Source organism: Mesorhizobium sp. WSM4898 (assembly GCF_029625845.1).
In the GTDB taxonomy this organism is placed as follows: domain Bacteria; phylum Pseudomonadota; class Alphaproteobacteria; order Rhizobiales; family Rhizobiaceae; genus Mesorhizobium.
In genome coordinates, this window is sequence record NZ_JARTVQ010000003.1 from 765,767 (window position 1) to 784,348 (window position 18,582).

Annotated in this window: 24 protein-coding genes and 1 pseudogene; 6 read left to right on the forward strand and 19 right to left on the reverse strand. The window is 60.2% G+C overall.

Features of this window, described 5'->3' with window-relative positions; genetic code table 11:
• Positions 1–131: 131 nt before the first annotated feature.
• The 8 genes from P9228_RS18580 to P9228_RS18615 form a co-directional block, all read right to left on the reverse strand.
• Positions 132–602, reverse strand: coding sequence for a terminase small subunit protein (locus P9228_RS18580; RefSeq protein WP_278054770.1), 471 nt, complete (start codon positions 600–602; stop codon positions 132–134).
• Entirely contained in the window at positions 595–981 is a 387-nt protein-coding gene (locus P9228_RS18585) for a hypothetical protein (RefSeq protein ID WP_278054771.1), read from the reverse strand. Before P9228_RS18585 ends, P9228_RS18580 begins: the two co-directional genes overlap by 8 nt.
• 239 nt (positions 982–1,220) lie before the next feature.
• Positions 1,221–1,679 carry a hypothetical protein gene (locus P9228_RS18590; protein ID WP_278054773.1) on the reverse strand — a complete coding sequence of 153 codons (459 nt, stop codon included), beginning with the start codon at positions 1,677–1,679 and terminating at the stop codon, positions 1,221–1,223.
• On the reverse strand, positions 1,676–1,969 hold the full coding sequence (locus P9228_RS18595; protein ID WP_278054774.1) for a hypothetical protein: 294 nt from the start codon (positions 1,967–1,969) through the stop codon (positions 1,676–1,678). The genes P9228_RS18590 and P9228_RS18595 overlap by 4 nt, the downstream gene beginning before the upstream one ends.
• Before the next feature lie 177 nt (positions 1,970–2,146).
• Positions 2,147–3,202 (reverse strand): bifunctional DNA primase/polymerase, encoded by a 1,056-nt coding sequence (locus P9228_RS18600; RefSeq protein ID WP_278054776.1) that lies wholly within the window; start codon positions 3,200–3,202, stop codon positions 2,147–2,149.
• A complete protein-coding gene (locus P9228_RS18605) occupies positions 3,199–3,378 on the reverse strand; it encodes a hypothetical protein (protein WP_278054777.1) in 180 nt (59 codons plus the stop codon). Before P9228_RS18605 ends, P9228_RS18600 begins: the two co-directional genes overlap by 4 nt.
• The gene (locus tag P9228_RS18610) at positions 3,375–3,668 is read right to left on the reverse strand and encodes a hypothetical protein (RefSeq protein ID WP_278054778.1); all 294 of its coding nucleotides are present in this window, start codon (positions 3,666–3,668) and stop codon (positions 3,375–3,377) included. The genes P9228_RS18605 and P9228_RS18610 overlap by 4 nt, the downstream gene beginning before the upstream one ends.
• Entirely contained in the window at positions 3,665–3,865 is a 201-nt protein-coding gene (locus P9228_RS18615) for a DNA-binding protein (protein ID WP_278054779.1), read from the reverse strand. Before P9228_RS18615 ends, P9228_RS18610 begins: the two co-directional genes overlap by 4 nt.
• A gap of 140 nt (positions 3,866–4,005) precedes the next feature.
• Between P9228_RS18615 and P9228_RS18620 the strand changes: the two genes are divergently transcribed.
• Both P9228_RS18620 and P9228_RS18625 read left to right on the forward strand, forming a co-directional pair.
• Positions 4,006–4,419, forward strand: a complete 414-nt coding sequence (locus tag P9228_RS18620; RefSeq protein ID WP_278054781.1) for a hypothetical protein — start codon at positions 4,006–4,008, stop codon at positions 4,417–4,419.
• Positions 4,420–4,430: 11 nt separating this feature from the next.
• The gene (locus P9228_RS18625) at positions 4,431–5,567 is read left to right on the forward strand and encodes a site-specific integrase (RefSeq protein WP_278054782.1); all 1,137 of its coding nucleotides are present in this window, start codon (positions 4,431–4,433) and stop codon (positions 5,565–5,567) included.
• A gap of 804 nt (positions 5,568–6,371) precedes the next feature.
• Here P9228_RS18625 and P9228_RS18630 read toward each other — a convergent pair.
• From P9228_RS18630 to P9228_RS18660, 7 genes and pseudogenes are all read right to left on the reverse strand, one after another.
• Positions 6,372–6,491 (reverse strand): annotated as a pseudogene (locus P9228_RS18630) (PilZ domain-containing protein); the annotation flags it as partial.
• A 292-nt stretch (positions 6,492–6,783) separates the two neighbouring features.
• Positions 6,784–6,969, reverse strand: coding sequence for a hypothetical protein (locus tag P9228_RS18635; protein WP_278054783.1), 186 nt, complete (start codon positions 6,967–6,969; stop codon positions 6,784–6,786).
• Positions 6,970–7,061: 92 nt separating this feature from the next.
• Positions 7,062–7,412: a hypothetical protein gene (locus P9228_RS18640; protein ID WP_278054785.1), complete on the reverse strand. Its 351-nt coding sequence runs from the start codon at positions 7,410–7,412 to the stop codon at positions 7,062–7,064.
• 451 nt (positions 7,413–7,863) lie between these two features.
• The gene (locus tag P9228_RS18645) at positions 7,864–8,109 is read right to left on the reverse strand and encodes a hypothetical protein (protein WP_127216273.1); all 246 of its coding nucleotides are present in this window, start codon (positions 8,107–8,109) and stop codon (positions 7,864–7,866) included.
• A 99-nt stretch (positions 8,110–8,208) separates the two neighbouring features.
• Positions 8,209–9,678 (reverse strand): winged helix-turn-helix domain-containing tetratricopeptide repeat protein, encoded by a 1,470-nt coding sequence (locus tag P9228_RS18650; protein ID WP_278054790.1) that lies wholly within the window; start codon positions 9,676–9,678, stop codon positions 8,209–8,211.
• 173 nt (positions 9,679–9,851) lie between these two features.
• Entirely contained in the window at positions 9,852–11,807 is a 1,956-nt protein-coding gene (locus P9228_RS18655; RefSeq protein ID WP_278054792.1) for an HWE histidine kinase domain-containing protein, read from the reverse strand.
• Positions 11,808–12,210: 403 nt separating this feature from the next.
• Positions 12,211–12,438, reverse strand: coding sequence for a hypothetical protein (locus tag P9228_RS18660; RefSeq protein ID WP_278054794.1), 228 nt, complete (start codon positions 12,436–12,438; stop codon positions 12,211–12,213).
• Positions 12,439–12,591: 153 nt separating this feature from the next.
• On the opposite strand from P9228_RS18660, the gene P9228_RS18665 reads away from it, so the two are divergent.
• Together P9228_RS18665 and P9228_RS18670 are read left to right on the forward strand one after the other, a co-directional pair.
• On the forward strand, positions 12,592–12,918 hold the full coding sequence (locus P9228_RS18665) for a hypothetical protein (protein ID WP_278054795.1): 327 nt from the start codon (positions 12,592–12,594) through the stop codon (positions 12,916–12,918).
• 307 nt (positions 12,919–13,225) lie between these two features.
• Positions 13,226–14,119, forward strand: coding sequence for a lipid kinase (locus tag P9228_RS18670; protein WP_067329930.1), 894 nt, complete (start codon positions 13,226–13,228; stop codon positions 14,117–14,119).
• A gap of 10 nt (positions 14,120–14,129) precedes the next feature.
• On the opposite strand, the gene P9228_RS18675 is transcribed toward P9228_RS18670, so the two are convergent.
• Genes P9228_RS18675 through P9228_RS18685 form a run of 3 tightly spaced genes read right to left on the reverse strand, consistent with a single transcriptional unit; the run spans position 14,130 to position 15,425 of the window.
• Positions 14,130–14,354: a hypothetical protein gene (locus P9228_RS18675; protein WP_067329928.1), complete on the reverse strand. Its 225-nt coding sequence runs from the start codon at positions 14,352–14,354 to the stop codon at positions 14,130–14,132.
• 44 nt (positions 14,355–14,398) lie between these two features.
• Positions 14,399–14,914, reverse strand: a complete 516-nt coding sequence (locus P9228_RS18680; protein ID WP_278054959.1) for a metallophosphoesterase — start codon at positions 14,912–14,914, stop codon at positions 14,399–14,401.
• Between the two features lie 46 nt (positions 14,915–14,960).
• Positions 14,961–15,425, reverse strand: coding sequence for a hypothetical protein (locus tag P9228_RS18685; RefSeq protein ID WP_067329922.1), 465 nt, complete (start codon positions 15,423–15,425; stop codon positions 14,961–14,963).
• 101 nt (positions 15,426–15,526) lie between these two features.
• Between P9228_RS18685 and P9228_RS18690 the strand changes: the two genes are divergently transcribed.
• Together P9228_RS18690 and P9228_RS18695 are read left to right on the forward strand one after the other, a co-directional pair.
• On the forward strand, positions 15,527–15,790 hold the full coding sequence (locus tag P9228_RS18690) for a hypothetical protein (protein WP_278054797.1): 264 nt from the start codon (positions 15,527–15,529) through the stop codon (positions 15,788–15,790).
• Positions 15,791–16,784: 994 nt separating this feature from the next.
• Complete coding sequence (locus P9228_RS18695; RefSeq protein WP_067329916.1) at positions 16,785–17,018, forward strand: hypothetical protein; 234 nt, start codon at positions 16,785–16,787, stop codon at positions 17,016–17,018.
• Positions 17,019–17,127: 109 nt separating this feature from the next.
• Here P9228_RS18695 and P9228_RS18700 read toward each other — a convergent pair whose 3' ends face one another.
• Positions 17,128–18,561: an aldehyde dehydrogenase family protein gene (locus P9228_RS18700; protein ID WP_278054799.1), complete on the reverse strand. Its 1,434-nt coding sequence runs from the start codon at positions 18,559–18,561 to the stop codon at positions 17,128–17,130.
• Between the last annotated feature and the right edge of the window lie 21 nt (positions 18,562–18,582).

Consider the following 18,582-nt stretch of genomic DNA (forward strand, 5'->3'; position numbering starts at 1 on the left):
CTGACACTGCATGCATGTTCAGGTTGATCTCGTCCTTGCCGGCGCGACGGTGCCAGAACAGGAGCTGGCGCTTGCAGCCGCGCTCCCATGTGTTCCAAGCCTTCTGCTGATACCAGCGCGGACGCCAGCCGTTATTTGGAAGCTGGATTGTCGGCATTGGATTCCGATAGCTTCAGCACCTGCACGACCAGCGGACCGCCATCGCCGTCGGTCAGCGCGACCTTGCTGCCATACTTCTTCGGCCGCAGCTTCTCAGCGATCCACTGGCGCGCGCTGATGCGTAGTGCCGATCGGCGCAAAACTTCGCCGTTCTCTTTCCAGCCGGTGACCGTGCCGTCGCTGTTACGCTGTTCCATCCAGTCGTTGCTGCCGTCGTCGGCGATGTCGGTCATCTCGTCGACCAGGACGTCGGCTTGGGCTTCGCGCGCATGCGCGTACTTGGTCCGAAAATCGTCGCGGCCGGGATCAGCAAGCCATGCAAACACAGTCGATTTCGCCGGCATGTCTTCATCGAGACAGATCGACCGCAGGCTTTTGCCCTCGGCAATCTGTTCGCAGATGGAGTCGGCGAGCTCGTCGCTGTAGATCGTGGGTCTAGCCATTGGCGCTCTCCTTCATGCGGAGTAGCACCAGCCGCTTTGAAACTCCTAGACGCTTGGCAATCTCCCGTGGCCGATACCCGTCATCGAGCAGCCGCCTGATCTCGCGGCGACGTTTTTCGGCGATCTGGATTTTCCTGTGCCGGAATGGCCGATCGGCGCGCGGATCCTTCAGACGCTTAGCCCTGGCGATGCACTCGACCACCGTGCTGATAGAGATGTCCAGTTCCTCGGCTATCGTCGAATAGCTGGCCATGCCCTCCCACAAGTCGAGTATTCGGTTTCGTGTCCGCGCGACGCGGGGATGCGTCTTCCCACCCCTCTTGTTGAAGGACGAATAGGCATAAAAGGGTGTCAGGGTGCCGTGGCTTCGTGCGTTCATTCGCGATGGTCGCTCCTTCAACGGCGCTTCTTCCTGTCGAACAGAAGCTTCTTAGAGAGTTGTCGCCCCCTTATGTCGATCAGACCTTGCCGGCGATCCGGCACGACGGTGGCATCCAGGACTTTACAGCGCTCGACTGTTGTCAGGGCCGCTGCCTCGCTCGGATAAACCCAGTCATCCCCAAGCCGGCCAGCGGTATAGATCAGCCAACCCTTGCGAGCATATTCCCGCCTCATCACCTACCTGCCCTCGATCTTGAACGATCCGTAGCGCTCTACAAAAGTCTTGCGCTGGCCGTCCGCCTTTGGTCGGGCCGAGCGGTTATCGATCTTGAATTCCCGCACGGTTTGGCCCTCCAGTCGAAGTCGCCCGATATCGGCTAGCAGTTCATTGTGGCCGCAGGCCTTCTGGTTGGTGATCCGGCCGTTCTCTATCCGCGCAAGTTGCCAGCGACCCATCGAGTGGCTGCCGCCATCGACAAACCAGTATTCGTAGGCAACCGTCACTGGTTTAGGCCTGAACCGCCCTCCATCACGGCCGCGCCGCTGCAGTGCTTCGGTGTTGTCGCGGCCGAGCAACTTTTCAGCCATGCGCCGCCCCTCCGCGTCCAGTCCTGGCAGCGCCGATGACGGCCGGTAGCCGGCCATCAGCTTTTCAGCCATGCGCTGCAGTTGCTCTTCCGATAATTCCTCGCTCATTTGCGCTCCTGTGCCGCCAACTCGCGCTGGATTGCGGCGATCAGTCTCCGGGCCGCCTCCGGCGTCGACAGGACGATGAACGTGTCTTCTTCCTCATCCCAGGAGCGTTCTTGCCGAATGGCGATTCCGCCGGCTGCGTTCGTGTAGACCGCGATAGCTGCTTGATGTTCGATGGCAACCTCCTGTCCGTTTACCCAGTCCATGGTCCATTTCTGCTCTGGCTCCGGCGTCGCGCGCGCCGGTTTTGCGCTGCCAAGCGCGAGTGGCATCTGCCCGTCCAATTCAGTCATGCTGTGTCTCCGTCGATTGGAAGCGCCGCCCGGCTATCCAGTCGCTTAACCAGCGGGATATCCGACGGCCAAGAAGCTGTGCCCTACGTGCGACTTGAGGAATGCCCCTGTCTCTTGCCCTCACAGGGGAGAGGAAGGCGGATGGACAGGAGAGGGGTGTCTGTTTCTTATTGGTGTTCATTTTCGTCCACCCTTGAGCCTGTAGATGGCGGGGCCGTGTTGACGGCTCGCCGGCCTGACTTCCTCGACTTCGCCCTTGTCGATCAGGTATTGGCGCGCAGCAGCAAACCGATGCCGCCGCCAGCCGCCACCGGGCATTTGTTCCGCCATGGCATTGGCGATGACGAAGTCGCGGCCCCAGTGGTGACGCCGGATCTTGGTGAGCAGGATGAAGGCGTCCGGGCTGTCGTCCATGAGGTTGTCGACTTCATCGGCCGCAAACACCACCCGAGGTCCGTAGCCGAACCAATTCTTGCCCTCGACTTCGTAGCCCCAGGCCGAGGCCACTATCTTCAAGACCTCTTCGGCCGGGAGCGCCGGGCATAGTTCTTCTCGGTTGTATTGCATGGCTGCTCCCATCAGCTCTTCGATGTTTCCGCAGTGGCGGGCGAATATCATGGACTGCCGCCACAGCGTGTCGTTGCGGTTGCCTTCTCGGGTTTGGGACACGCGCGCCGGCAAAATGTCCACCACGGTGGACGGATCCGCTCCCGGCACGTTGTCGTTGGTCAGGGGTAAGAGCGCGGCCACCGGCAACGTCCGCATGGCCGGCAGAGTGTCCAGGTCGTCCAGCTTGCCGGAAACTATCTCGTAGATGCCGCGCGAGCCGCGCGACGGCGGTGCCACCACATATCCGTCGCCAAGGATGTCGACAGGGACAGCCGGATCGGGACGGATGCGCCGGCCTTCACCGTTGCGCCTGTACCAGGCCTGAAAGTTGCCCGAACCGCTTCTGACAATGAAAGGGGTCGGGCCATGTTTTGCGAGGCCATCTGCCAGGACACGTTCGTCAGGCGTGTCGACGTCGAGAACGGTTATCTTGTTGCGCTTGCACGCAAGGCCGATGGCGTCATGCCCGGGAAATCTTATCGCCAGTTGCCCGCTCACCTTTGAGCCGAGCTTCAAATAGCCCTTCACGGCTGGCTTCTTGTCCTTACCGACGATCGACACCGGAAAGGTAGCAATGCCGTGTTCAGCGTAGACTGGTTGCCATTCCGCGAAGACGCCGCTCAATGCGCCCTCGCCTTAATGAGGTTGCTTTCCCTGATGGCCGCGATTGCCTCAGCGGCGGTGAGCCCGAAGCGCTGGCGTATCTGCGGCACCGCCGCCCTGGTCCGATCGACGCCGCCTGTGGCAAGCCATTGAGCGGCGGCAGCAATGTCGGATGTCGTCGATGGGGTTTCCGTCATGCCGCCACCGGCATGTCTTCGAGGATCGAGATGGGCGTCGCCAAACAATATCGAGAATGCGTTCCTGGGAAGGGGCCGCCATGGCTCTCGCGCGGCGACGAGATGATGAACCCGGCCCGACGCAACAAGTAGACACAATGACTCACCCTGACGCCGGGCGGCAGATCAAGTGTAGTGATGCCGCGTTTCCCGGCCTCGACCAGCTTCTTCATCATCCAGGCGGCGCGGCCATCAAGACGCACTGGCTGACCATCCGGCTCGACCTTCACAACTATGCTGAATTTCTTCATGCCGACTTCTCCGTCGCTACGAAGAAGTCCCTCAGCCGTCCGCGCTCAGCCACCCACTGGTTGCCGACCTTCTTGGCCGGTAAGAGACCTTGCTCCAACATGTGGAAGGTCTGGCGGGGCTTGCGGTTGATTTCCTTGCCAATGTTCTCTGCCCCCCAAACGAGGTCGATGGGCCGAGGTTCTGCAACTATCGTCATCAGGCGCCTTTCATCCGGTTCGAGCCAATCTCGTTTTGTTCATGTAATCAGCAATGTCAATTGTCGTTAACATATAGTAGTCACTTGCACTGACGCAAGGTCTGTGCAACCCATGGCCAAATTTCTGGGGATAAATGGTAATGGCTGCTGACAAAGAGAGCACGCAAAGACGAGTCTACGTGCTCCCGACCGAACTCGTGGACCGCATCACCAAGTTTCAGGCTGACATGCAGCTTCCGTCAGAGGTTGAGGCCGCTCGCCGGCTCCTGGATGAGGCGCTTAAGCACCGGGACGACGCCGAAGCGATCACCCGTAGGTTTCTCGATCGCCTGAAAGAGACACGCATGATGTCCGACATCGCCAAAGACGTGCTGGTTGGTCATCCGCTGATCAGTTCGCTTAAGATCAACCCAGGCTCGATATCTTTCGGCATGACCACCGGTGATCAGGTCACGGTGTTTCAGGACGGCACTGCCTCCATGGTCGACCGCCACAAACGGCCATTCAGCATCAACGCCGACGGCCAGATCACGAACGACGAGGTTCCATTCTAACGGAGGTAGCGATGGCCAAGGTCCGCAAAAGAACTCTTCCTAGCGGCAAGACGGTCTGGCTCGCCGATTACACCGACGTCTCGGGCCAGCGACGTTTCAAGCAGTTCGATAAGAAGTCGGTTGCCGACGACTGGCTGACGAAAGTCAAGCGCGACGTGCAGCTCGGCACCCACGTCGCCGACAGCGCTTCTCTCACCGTAAAGGAGGCGGCGACACTCTGGCTCGGTCGGTGTGCCGATGCCGGCTTGGAGCGCTCAACGCGGGACGCCTACAAGCAGCATGTCGACCTTCACATCGTCCCCTTCCTCGGGACAAAGAAGCTGTCACAGATCAGCACCCCTGCAGTCCACGCGTTCGCCGACGAGCTCGTCAAGGAAGGTCGATCGGCCGCTATGGTGAAACGGGTCATTCGTTCGCTGGGTGCCATCTTCGTCGAAGCCCGGCGCCGCGGCTCTGTAGCGACTAACCCTGTGTCAGATGCCCGCGTAAAAGTAGGTGATCGCCGGAAGTCGAAGCGTCCCGAGATCCCGACAAAGCAGGAGCTGCGCGACATCATCGCCGCCGCGACCGGAAAGCACCGAGCCTTGATCTTGACCGCCCTCTTTGCGGGGCTTCGCGCTTCCGAGCTTCGCGGCCTTCGCTGGAATTGCGTCGACCTGAAGAAGGGGGTCGTTTCGGTCAGAGAGCGTGTAGACGCCTGGGGCGAAGCTGGCGCGCCAAAGTCCGCCGCTGGTGAACGAGAGGTGCCGCTGGCGCCCATGGCGATCAACGCGCTGAAAGAGCATCGCCTTGCCACACCAAACGGACCCAACGGGCTTGTCTTCCCCTCGACGGAAGGAACACCCCTCAACCACCAGAACATCATCAACCGGATCTGGAGACCCCTCCAAATTGCCGCCGGCCTCTACACTGTTCAATGCGAGGACGAGAACGGCGAACCGATCAAGGTGGCGAAGTACAACTTCCATGCATTGCGGCACGCGGCGGCGAGCCTTTTCATCGAACAGAAACTATCCCCGAAACGCGTCCAAACCCTCATGGGTCACAGCTCGATAACAGTGACCTTCGACACCTACGGGCATCTGTTCGAAGATGCCGACGCCGATCAAGCGGCGGTCGCGGAGATCGAGGCGAGACTGCTCCAGTAGCCTCGCCGCTGGAACACGGATGGAACATTTCCGCCGAAAAGCTAATGAAAACAGCGGTGCGAAACTGTCTCTGACTCCGTTAGTCCTGGTTCGAATCCAGGTTCCCCAGCCAACGAAATATCCAAGCAGAACAATGCCTTAGATGAAAACATGGTCTCCGGACCGTGGTTACATCACATTTGCAACACGCTCTCACCTAAGCCCTTGTTTTCCGTGCATTGCAAAACATTCCCGCTCACACGGAATGGCGGTGATGTTCTCGGCACGTTCTTGAATTAGCAGGCACTAACAGGTCTGTGAATCCTGTCACAGACGCTCCTGGCGCATCGGCCTAGCTTGTGCAGCGGTGAAGGGAGTGCCCTGATGCTTGTGAACCTTCCTATGCTTATGAACCTTCCTCTAGTCGTAGCTGGTCCCGTTGTCGATTGGTTTGGTCGCCGAGCCGATCAGAGGGCGCTATTGAAGGCAACTGACGATCTGAGCGACTCACCGGACGACATGCTCAGCGACATGGGGATTTCCCGCGACGACATCGAGACCGCGCGCTGGCGGTCCAGCCGGAGAGTGAGCTGACAGAAAGCCCGGAAGCCGGATGCTAGCCCTGCTCTGGTGCACATCGCCATCGCTCCCATGCGAAGCGCCCGCTGCGTTGCCGCAGCGAGCGCTCCAGTGGTCCCCGCATCCCTCGCAGCCAAGACGGTACGCCTCGGTAAGAGGGATCATAAGCGCGCCCTAGTTGAAGCGCTGCATATTCAGATTGCGTGACATTTCTGCCACTAGAGACAGGAAGGCCGGAGCCGGCATTCAACCGTAATGGAACTTCGGCTTTGGCTCGGTGCCCTTGAATTCAACGCCTACGCGATCACTCTTGCGCCATCGAACAACAGTCCTGTAGGCGATCCCATCAACTGGTACGCAAAGCAGGCATTTATGGTCTGGCCCGAGCCGTTTCACCAGTGCGGCAACGTCCAATACCGCCGACCGCCGGCAAGTGAGGCAATAGACAGAAAGACCCGTCCCGGCCTCCAGCTTTTGCCGAGTGTGTCTTCCGTGAAGGGAAATTTCATTGTCATGGCGATCCTCGCAAATTGGGGTCGCCGCACCGGTGAGGATTATTCCTGATCGCCAGGGCGATTGCCAAAGAGGTTACGCGATCACACCATGTCCTTTTGAGGTAGAAATTAGCTATCTTGCATATGCGGCGGACCACTAGTCGCTAGGCCGGCGCCGGGCTCTCAGGCAATTCTCCCCCACGAGAAAAGACGCCGGTCACCTTAGCCCGCCGCTGGGTGTGGGGGCACACCGAGCGCAGGGCCACGAGCGGGCCGATGATCAGGATCAGCAGCGCCAACACGATGAAGGTGTAGGGCCGGCTGAGGGCAATGCGGACGAGTGCAATCATGAAACAATGCCTGAGGCGAACCAATGACGCGTGTAGGTCGCCTCAACCCTTCAGGTTTTCTTACTCACACCATTCGGCAACCGAACGGCTGCCTAGGCCGGCTCAGCGTAGATGCCACCAGGCGGAAGGGCCTTGAGCTTGGTTGCGTCGTATGTGTCGTCAAACGCAACGTAGAAGGTTCCAGACAGGATCGTCGCGAAGCGGGAATCGAGGTGCGACACGGCATGCAATCCAGGCTTCGTCGCATTCACATGGAGCACCGTAGCGTTCTGGCCGTTGACCCGGGACATGCCGGTCATCTCGGACGTGCTCGTGGTGATGGAGGGTTCCCGGGGCCTCGCAACAGCGAGTGGCATTTGAGCGTCCGCTGCCTGGACTGCATTCATTCCCGCTGGCGACAGCAAGGCCGCGGCGAACATCAGGTACCGGAAAGCCGACTTCATCGATCGCTCCTTGGTCGAAAGGCAACTCTTAGGGGAGCCGACCAACTCCCTATTCAACTTCCCTGGGCAAGCAGTGCCTTCTGCCTCCAGCCCGCAATCGAGGTCCGCTGCAGCGTGGGCCCGATCGCGCGTTCCCGACAGGCATCGATGTCTGCTCCATCGGTCGTCAGGCACGCAGCCCTGCTTCGCTGGTGGCGTTGAGAGCAGAGGCGTTCTGAACGACCCATCGCCCAAAAAGGTTGTACGCGTCCAATTTGGAAAACGCAGAAACACTCATCACCACGGTGAATAATGTGCGGCTTCAGGCTCAACCGGCTGGTCGGTCTTCCAAGCCAATATGCTGCAGAGGAACGCCACTCGCGTGCGCAGGGCGGCGAGCGGCCGATGGATCAGCAGCAGGAAAGGCTCTCTTCCGCTGCCGTCTTTCCCCCAGAGGATGAGCGGACGACTCCTAGCCGTTCAAGGCGGGCAACGGCTGCGAGACGGTGAGACTTGCGGAATATACCGGCCTGCCGGCTTCGTCATGAACGGCAACGGTCACAGTCTCATCCAAGTCGCTTGAGGCGATTTCGTCTGCAGCGATATCGTGAAGCGCCTTCAGCGCTTCTCGTCGCAGGTCGGTGAGGTTGCCGAGGTCGACCCAAGCATCACCGAGGCTTTGCCCATTTCGGAAGACTTCGAACAGATAGTTCGGCATGCATTATTGTGGGCCGCACGAGGTGCACCCGCATTCAAATTTGAGAGATGGGAAGCATCTACCCCTCCGAGTGTGAAAATAGCCTTCCCTGGGGTGCGTTCAGGCGGGAAAACCGGCCTTTCTGAAGCCTGATGTGAAAAGCCCGAGGGCGACATGGTCGGCGAACGGGAGATTTGAAATCAGCCGGAGAGTCAGGTCGTGTTTCCTGGTCAGTGCTTCCTCGACTTCAGCGCGGGCCTTCTCCGTCTCGCCTAAATGTGCGTACGACGCTGCGAGGAAGGCATGGACGAAGAATTGGTCGCCAGCGTTCTGATACGAAGCGACGGCTTCGGAGTACCTTCCAAGCAGGAACAGGGAGCTACCCTTCACCTCCCAGAACCACATCGGTGGTACCGGGTCGCGCAGGAGCGCTGTTTCGAGCACGTCGAGCGCCGTCTCGGCCCGTCCGCCGTAGTTGAGCCAGCTTGCGTAATCCCCCGCTATGTTCACGTCCAGCGGGTTCAACGAGCGCGCTCGCTCGAAATGCACTCCCGCATCGCTGTGTTGGCGCATGTGGGTAAGCACCAGCCCCATGCTCTGATGACAGACGCCATCGCTCCTGTCGAGAGCGAGCGCCGTTCGAGCGGCGTCCCAGGCCTTCTGTAGCGTCCGCAGATCGTTGTCGTACCAAAATCTGCCGACGAGGGCCTGCGCCAGGAAGGCGTGACCTTGAGCGAATGCCGAATCGAGCTTGATACACTGCGCGAAGAGGGGCTCGGCCTTGTCCAGTTCATATCGGTAGAAGTGCGCGCGCCCCTGCAGGTAGTAGTCGTATGCGTCCCAATCGGTCGGACGCTTGCGTCTGCTGCGGCTCGCAGAATCGGCCTCCGCTTGGCCTTCGACCATCGAGGCGATAAGAGCCGCAACCTCGTCTTGCAATGCGAAGATGTCGTCGAGGGCCCGGTCGTACCGTTGGGCCCAAAGGTGGGTGCCGGTGGCGGCATCAATCAATTGTGTGGTGATCCGAATGCGATCACCGAGCTTTCGTATGCTGCCTGCGACGAGGTAGCGAACTCCGAGCTTGCGGTGGGCTTCGGCAGTGTCCAATGCGGGGTGACGGAACTGAAACGATGAATTGCGTGCGATGACGAGCAGGGAGCGGAACCTGGCCAGCTCCGTGATTATGTCCTCGGTTATGCCGTCGCTGAGATACTGCTGGTCCGGATCGCCGCCCGAGTTGACAAAGGGCAGCACCGCGATCGACGGCTTGCCGGGCGGTGGGATCGATCCGTAGGACGCGCTCGCCACCGGCTCGACAGTCCCCGTGAAGCGGTAGCCGAGGCGAGGCACTGTGGCGATCCACTCACCGCCGTTATCAGCCGGACCGAGTGCCTTTCTCAGCGTCGCGATTTGGACGGTAAGGTTGCCTTCCTCAACGGCGGTGCCCGGCCAGGCAGCGTCCATCAGCTCGGCCTTCGTCAGGATCTCACCGGGCCGTGCGGTAAGCGCAGCAAGCAGCGTCAGCCCACGATGCCCAACAGTGATCGGGATCTGGTCTTTAAGAAGCGTCCCCATGTCGGGATCGAGCACGAACGGACCGAAGGCGATGCGACACCGCTGCATTTGGGCATATTAGACGTTTGGAAGTTGTCGGAACAGGCACCCCCTAAATTCCCGGGCCAAACTCTCCATTCTTCCTAGGTGGTAGTGCTGAAAGACGTCGCGGGTCTCGTCGCCGTCTGGTGTTTGCGTCGGCACTTACGCTACTTGCTGCGGTCCAATCCCACCTTAAAAATGCAACGCAGCCCGGAGCGATCGTAGACCAGCTCAACCCCGCCCGTTCTTTCGCTGTCGAACACTCGCTGCAGGAGTTGCGTACCAAAGCCGTGTTTGCCAGGCACGACCGGCGGGCCGCCTTGCTCGCACCATTCGAGGACCAGAATTCGGCCCCCATCTGCGTATTCCAACCGCCACGAGATCGAGACCGATCCGGTAGGATTGGAGAGCGCCCCATATTTGATGGCGTTCGTGGTAAGTTCATGAATGGCCAGTGCGAAGGAAAGCGCCACGTTCGAGGGCAACCAAACCGGCTCGCCTGTGAGATCGAACCGATCGAGAGAGGCATGCGGGTCGATCGAGGCGGCAATGAGCGTGCTGAGATCGGCACCGCTCCAATTCTCCCGGGTGAGGATATCATGCGCTTGTGCCAGCGAAACCAGCCGGGCCGAAAGCGCCTCCTTTGCGAGCGCGAGGCTGGTTGCGCTGCGCATGGTCTGGCTCGCGATTGCCTGAACTACGGCCAGCGTGTTCTTGACCCGGTGGTTTAGTTCATTGATCAACAGTTGGCGCTGCTCCTCACTCCGTTTGCGCTCGGAGATGTCGAGGCTGATCTGGACAGCGCCTATTACCGAGCCTGCCGCATCGCGGACGGGCCGCGCGCTGGAAAGCAGGTAACGTTGCACCCCGGATGGCAGCGTATAGGCGAATTCCTCACTGTCAGTTTCCTCGCCGCGCATGGCTCTGCTCAGCGGACGGTCTTCCCGGCTGATGGTCTGGCCGTCTTTGTACGCCAGCGTTTCGATCACCAAGTCGGGCGTCCCAAAGGATCTCCGGGACTCCGTCGATAGGCCCATCAGTTCCGCCGCGAACCGGTTGCGGATCACCTGTCGCGCTTGCGGATCATAGGTGAACCAGACCGCCACCGGCGCCGTATCCAGAACGGTTTCCAACTCGCGCGTGCGTTCCGCGATTGCACGGCCGGCTTTGATCATGGCTTGGGCAATCGTGTCGAACTCGGCGACAGACGTCGACATAGGTTTGACCTCGCTCCCTTTGCCGAGCGCATCGGCGCGCGCGGCGAGGTCGACTGTCGCCTTGGTGAAGGTTTTACCGACCACGTAGCCCAGAGTGAGCGAAAAAAGCAGCGCAGTTAGGCCTGTTGCGCCAATGTGTGCGAGAGACCACCAGAGAGGTGCCTGAACATCAGAAAGCGGAACATTGGCGGTGTAGAACCAGTCCGAATAGGGCGATCGATAGTACCCGGCCAGCAGCGTGGTGCCTTCGAAATTGCGAGATCGGAACGTACCGGAGCGGCCGACGACCTTTGCTAAATATTCCGGCAAACCGGGCTTGCCGGTCACCTCACCATGCAACTTGGACCTTGCAACGTAGTTGCCCTCACGATCACCGACAGCGACCGTCCACCCCGCTGGGACCGCGGGCAGCATAGCAAGGCGAATGCGTTCCGTCGGGACCGACATCGAAAGCAGCAACGACTGGCCTTTCGAGCCCGACACTTGTCTGGTGACCGCGATCCGGTATGCGTTCGATCGCGGCGCGGCGAACACGTTGCTGACCAGCACGCCAGCAAGATCCAGGTGCTCGCGCTCCTCGGGCGTCAGCGGTTCGGCCGAAGGCTCGGAGCCCTTGGCGGATTGAGTGCTTGCCAAGGCGCGGCCACCGAGATCACGCAGCGTGATTACCTGATCCGTACCCTGGACGAGGCGGCTCGCCTCGTTGCTAAAAGCCTGCAGATCATCATTGGCGAGAGCAGGCGACTTGGAGAGCCCTTCCAGAAGGGTCTTGAGATTGACGAGTTCGCCATCAACGACCAGCGACACCTGACGAGCAATCCAAAGCGCCTCCTGCTCGATACGAGACTGCTCATGCAGGGCGTAGGCAACGAACAGATAGGCAGCAAACAGCCAGACCGGCAACACGGCCGCTGCGATTAGTCCAAGCAGATGGGCTCGTACCGATCGACGAGGCAAATCTGTTTCCCTGTCTTCCCCAATACCGCAAGCTTAGCCGCAAGCTGGCGAACGACAAGCTTAGATTAACACTGCTGAACATGGCCAAGCTCGAAGGCCGCTTGGCGCCAGACAATGCGGCTAAGCGAAAATCACTGAGTTGCAAAGAGTCCCGCCCGAGGGGTGGACAGAGGAGCCACGCGGGAACCAGAGCTTGGTTTTGCCGTCATTTCCGGCTCGGCGGGCCAGCGTATCTCGTCGCCTTTCATTCGAGGGACGAAAAGGTGGCGTAACCCTCGTCCGGCAAGACGGTACGCCTCCCTAGATGGATAATAAGCGCGCCCGAGCGCGGGGTCAGCCCGAGCGGTCTGCGCTACAGCGAACGCGATACCGTCGGGATGGCGGCAAGACTGACAATTGCCGGCTTGGTCTTGCATGCGCCGCTGCGCTGAACCAACAGGAGTTTTCTGGATTGCTCGACCAGTCTGGAGCTCTTGGCAATCATCACTCGCGTCTGGTCGATCAGCTCTAGATAGCGCATCTCCTGCTGGCGGAGTTGGATCAGCAAGCGGCGACGATTTTCCCTCTTCATTGCCTTCATCAGATTCCCTTCTCATCATCCGACCGGCACCGACAAGCTTGAGCAGACTGCGGCCTTGCTGCATGTAAGCGGGCAAGAAACTCGCTGCATTAACCTTTGTGATTTGCGCCTCAAAACCACAACGGAACGACGCGGGGGATTTCGCGTTGGGCAATGCTTCTCCACGACCACATCAGCATGGCGCGGCGCCACGTCCGACAGGGCGAGCGGCACATCGCACGTCAGCACGAGCGGATTGCCTGCCTCAGAACCAGCAGGCTGCCGATCGAGGATGCATTGAGGCTCCTGAGCCTGTTGGAAGAGGTTCACGCATTGCAGCGGCAGCACCTGTCGCGACTGCTATCGAAATCGGCCGGTAAAGCAGTCTCGGAGCTTTCGGCCGAGACGCAAGTGGTGGCGGGCCGGAATGACGTGATTGCGATTCCCGAGCCCATTATCGGCTCCGGCTGGAGCTGGAGCAAGCGCTTAAAGAAATCTTGAGCGAGTCGGCCGCCAAACCTTCCAAGGACAAACTTCACTAGCCAAGGCGGCTCTCTCGCTCCTCGGGAGTCCTACTGCAAAAAGCGGATCGCTTCAGCCCGCCTTCTCAAGAAAGCGCTTCGCCATAGCCAATGTGGACCTTTTGCCCGCGAATTATCCGACGCCGCAGGCGCGCTACGCTCTCCGTCGCTTAGAAACCGCGCGCCATAGGCGGGGCAGGCGTGACGTTTCGCGTCGGTTTGCGGTCGAAATCCGGAAGCAGCCACCCTATTTGCGTTGAGCCATGATCAGTCGGACCGATCTTTGAATGAGCGAAGCAGCCAAAAGGCGCGCGTTGCTGCTCCTCAATCCCAAGGCTCGGCGCGGCCAGGAGATGCTCGCGCCAATTGTGGAGCGGCTGGGGCGAGGTCGGCTTTCCGTCACCGTTGAGATGTTCGAGGCGTTGCCTGAAATCGCTCGAGACATCGTTCGCTTACGCCATATGGCCGATCTTGTGGTCGTGTGCGGTGGCGATGGTTCGGTGTCCTCGGCGGCGACGGCGATCATGGAAAGCGGCCTGCCGATGGGCATCATTCCTATGGGGACGGCGAATGACCTTGCTCGTACGCTCAACATTCCGATGGATCTCCTGCAGGCCGCCGATGTGATCGCGCGAGGCCGAACCCGACTGATCGATGTCGGGACGGTCAACGGTCATGCCTTTTTCAATGTCGCAAGTATCGGACTCAGCACCGAACTGGCGCAGGGTCTTGACCCCGCACTGAAGAAGCGCTTCGGCAGGCTGGGCTATGCGCTGGCGGCGATGAAAGTGTTGACCCGGGCCGCGCGGTTTCACGCGAAGATTACCGAGAAAGGCGCGGCGATCGAGGTGGAAACCTACCAGATCGCGGTTGGAAACGGTCGGCACTACGGCGGCGGCAACGTCGTGGAAGAAACGGCCGAGATCGATGACGGACATCTCGATCTCTATAGCTTGGAAATGACGAACCTCTGGAAGCTGGCGCTGATGCTCCGCTCTTTCCGTTCTGGAACGCATGGCGCATGGCGTGAGGTGCGCACGGCCAGGTGCGTCGAGTTCGACATCGAGACGCGGAAGGCGATGCCGGTCAACACCGATGGCGAGATCGTCACGTCGACACCGGCCCATTTCAAGGTTCACCCAAAGGCGATCTCGGTCTTCGCGCCGGATCGCGCCGTGTGAGCGCCCCGTCTTACGGTTTGATCAGTTTCCAGTGCCTCGCCTTGCGCTCGATCAGCGGCAGAGCACGAATGTGCTCGCCGTTGAGGAGAGAAGGTCGAAAGCGACGAAGGCGAGCCTGGGCGTTCCAGGTCATGCGCGAATGGATGGCATGGAAGTTCGGCCGTCCGTCGGGATCCCGCGTGATCATCTCGCCGTCGATGATGAAGGACTCGGGTGTTCGGTTAGCGCGGTCCAAAAGAACGGCCGCCCCTGATGCTCTCGCTGGCCGGCTGACCTACTTTAAGCTAGCGAAGCTTGCGCCCGGGCACCGCCTTTTTGGATCAATGCTGGAAGCGGGACCGGCCGAAAGTTCCAAGCATCTACGCCAACGTCGTACTGGCGTGGAAGCGGCTTAAGCTTCCCATGCGAGTGACCGTGCAAATTGATCGACTTCTTGCCCATCTGATTCCAGGTGCGGAACGGATAGTGGCACAGGATGAGAAGCACCCCATTGAACCTGAGTTCCGCGTAATGCTGAATACTGGCCCATCCGTCGGCGGCGGTCGTTTCGTCCGGGTCATTGTTGCCGATGATCAGGTTCTTGCGCCCATTGAGGCGCGACAGAAGTGCCTCCCCGCCTGCTTTGTCGTGGCGCGCGAAGTCGCCAAGATGCCAGACCTCGTCGTCAGGCGTGACGGTCTCGTTCCAGAAAGAGATCAGCGCTTCGTCATGTTCGGTAAGCGATGCGAAAGGCCGCCGGTCAATCCGCAGGATGCGGGAATCATTGAAATGCGTGTCGCTCGTAAAAAATAGCATCAGGGCATGCCGGCAATGCAGATCGAAACCCACCCTGGGCCTAAGGCTAGCAGCCTTCGGCCCTTAGGGATCTTACCATTCGCACAATGATCCGATCATAAGGCGTTTTCTCCGATCTGCTGTAGTTGATCGTGAAAAGCGCGGCGCGGTCATCACAGACCCTGATGGCGCGAACATATCGGATCTCGCCGTTGTTGATCCCTGAATAGCTGGCCCAGGTCGAGGTCAGGCGCCGGTACGTCAACTTCCAGCCGGCCTTTTCGTCTTCCAGCATGCGATGCTCGATCTCGGCCCGAAAGCTGGCTCTTCCAAGTCTGGCGCCCCACACGGCAAGAAACGCGTCTTGTTCGCCTTGGAATGCAGCACCCTGATCCGAATGCTGGGTGAGGACGAAACCAGGCGGAACATCGAATGTGAAGCCCAGTTGCCGGACCCCAAACGGCTGCCACTCCTGGGCCTGAAGAGAGGCGGTGCAAAAAAGAAAAGTAAATATACTGAACGCAACCCGCATCGGCTTGATTTAGCGCCGCTTCATAGGGCGTCCAGATCAGTTGGGGGCCCCCCGGCCCACCATCTGGTGATCTATCGCAGAGCTGCAGCGGCGTTCGGGCCATGATCTCGACGGACAAGCCTGGCTTGGCGCAAGTGTGTCGCCGGACTTTGCGGGAAGCTGCCGTGGACCCGCAACCGTCGATGCGGCACACCAAGCTAACTCGAAGCCTGAACCGGCCGCCGTTCAGGCCCGAGCGGAAAAACTGGGGCGCAGGTCTGCTTCAGGAAAAGCTGGGCGTATACGTCCCGTTCTTCGGCTGTGATGCCTTGCTCGCGAGTCAATTGCTTGAAGGCTTCTCGCAACTGATCGAGGTCGAACGTTGAAATGTGTTTGGAGGTAGTCATTGCGCACCTAGGGGTGATGTTCCACTCATTTCTTGGCAGCTCGCGAGAGGCCTTGCGAAGGCTTGGCTTCCTGTCGGGTTCGCTTGCGCTGCTGTCTCCCAACGCGACGGCAATAGCCGACGCCACGTCGCACCGAACTGCGTTCAGCGAGGCTTGTTCCGCTGAACGGCTTGTCTTCTTTCTAATATTAGCAAAGTCTTTATGAATGTCCCGCCGGCCCATGACTCGTTAACCATGGCAAAGGGCTTGAGCATTGGGCGACGAAGTGCATCGATGCAATCATCATTCAGGATGACGGCCGGGCCGGTCTGTCGACCCCATCACATCCCTACTCGATCCCAACGCCCCCCGAAAAGAAGGCCAAAGACATGGTGGATCTTATCTGGGAGCTGGCAGCGTTGCTGGTGATAGGAACGGGTAGACCAGCGGACTCTTAAGTCCGCCGGTCCTGGTTCGAATCCAGATTTGCAGCTAGAACTTCGTGTGAGAATTCAATTGCTTGGGATATGTCGTTTGCCGGCATCGCTGTCCGCGAGCTTCCCATACGACGATATATTAGCGAATTAACGAATCGTAGACCACGCTGTCCTATTCTGGGACAGCGCGGACACTACCCATCGGCCGCGCAGGCGGCTCCGGCTTTCAGGCAACCCTACCCCTGGCCGGAGCCGCCACCTTGTACATACCAGCAAGGGTTGAATCAACCCTTACCAAGCATCCTTACTGGTGCATTTTGCCGATCGTTAGATTTTGAAATGCCGAGGACGTTAGCCGTGCCGCGCGGGGATGATCTGCCTCCGCCATTCCGATAGCATCCGGGAATCCGCCCAAAGGCTTCGCCGATCATATTAGCGATCAACGATGTATTAACGACTAAGGCGCAGCCTTGCCGGATCGGGGACGAGAACCGCCCCCTGATCGACGATCCGGCACTTTATGTGCCGAGACGTTCGACCGATGCGGAGCCAAACGCATGAGTGTCGAAACAGCGCTGGCGCAGCTGTTGCGCATGCTTCACCGTCGAGCCTTGAACCTGGCGGCGTTGCCGGACGATGAAAGACTTGCTCATTACGACCTCATCCGCCGCTCGTGCTGCGGAGCAGCCGAGCAAATCGGCCAGAGCCCCGATAATGCCGCCATCACGGCAAACAGCGTGGTCGAATTCACCCGCGCCATGGTGGGCATCATCGAGGCAAGGCGCGGGTAAGAAGGCGGCGAGGAAGAGCTGATCGGCTGTCGCGGCAAGCGGCTCATGGCAAATGGCAAAGCCGAGATCGCGCCCTTTCCCTATCTGCCTGCGCCGGCCTCTGCTCCGCCTACTCCGCCGCCGCGTATCCCGCGATGCCCTTGATCTCCAGAAAATCCTCGAGACCGTATTCGGCATATTCGCGGCCGTTGCCGGACTGCTTGTAGCCGCCGAAGGGCAGGCCGGCGTCCCACGTCGGATAGTTGATATAGACGTTGCCGGAGCGCATGCGGGCCGCGGCCTGGCGCGCCTTCTCGATGTCCTTGGCCTGGATGTAGGAGGCGAGGCCGAAGACGGTGTCGTTGGCCAGCTCGATCGCCTGCTCGACCGTGTCGTAAGGCATGATCGACAGCACCGGCCCGAAGATTTCTTCGCGCGCGATGCGCATGTCGTGCGTCACGTTGGCGAAGACGGTCGGGCGGACATAGTAGCCGCGGTTGAGCTCGGCCGGACGGCCGGGGCCGCCAGCGATCAGGGTCGCGCCTTCGTCGATGCCGCTCTGGATCAGGTCTTGAATCTTGTCGAACTGCAGCTGGCTTACCACCGGGCCGAGCTTCGTTCCCGGCGCGTCGGCCGGCCCGACGGTGAGTTTCTCCGCCGCCGTCCTGGCATAGCCGGCGGCCTCGTCATGCCGGTCGCGCGGCACGAACATGCGGGTCGGCGCGTTGCAGGACTGGCCGCTATTGCCAAAGCAGCCGGCCACGCCCTTGGTCACCGCCCTTTGCAGATCGACGTCGGGGAACAGGATGTTGGCGGATTTACCGCCGAGCTCCTGATGCACACGCTTCACCGTGTCGGCGGCCGCCTTGGCGACGAGGATGCCGGCCCGCGTCGAGCCGGTGAAGGACATCATGTCGACATCCAGATGGCTGGCCAAAGCCTGCCCGACAGTTGGGCCATCGCCGTTGACCAGGTTGAAGACGCCCTTCGGCACACCGGCCTCGTCCATGATCTCTGCGAAGATGATGGCGTCGAGCGGCGCGATCTCCGACGGCTTCAGCACCATGGTGCAGCCGGCGGCGAGCGCCGGGCCGACCTTGCAGGTGATCTGGTTGAGCGGCCAGTTCCAGGGCGTGATCAGGCCGACGACGCCGATCGGCTCCTTGACGATCAGCGAGGAGCCTTTGACATGGCGAAACTGGAAGGTCTTCAGCACCTCGGCCATCTTCTCCAGATGCGCCTGGCCGACGCCGACCTGGCTGTCCAGCGCCATCTGGCGCGGCGCGCCCATCTCGCGCGAGACGGCGAGCGCAAGGTCCTTGCTGCGCTTCTTGTAGACCTCGATGACGCGGTTGAGGATGTCGAGGCGCTCCTCGACTTCACTGAAGCCGAAAGTGGCGAAGGCGCGCCTGGCGGCAGCGACCGCCTTGTCGACATCGGCCTTGGTGCCCAGCGAGATCTGCGCGAAGGCGTCTTCGTTCGACGGATCGATGACGTCGAAATTGTTCGGCACCACCGGATCGACCCACACGCCTTCGATATAGAACTGCAGATTGTGCGACATATCTTCTCCCTTCGGCGCGCT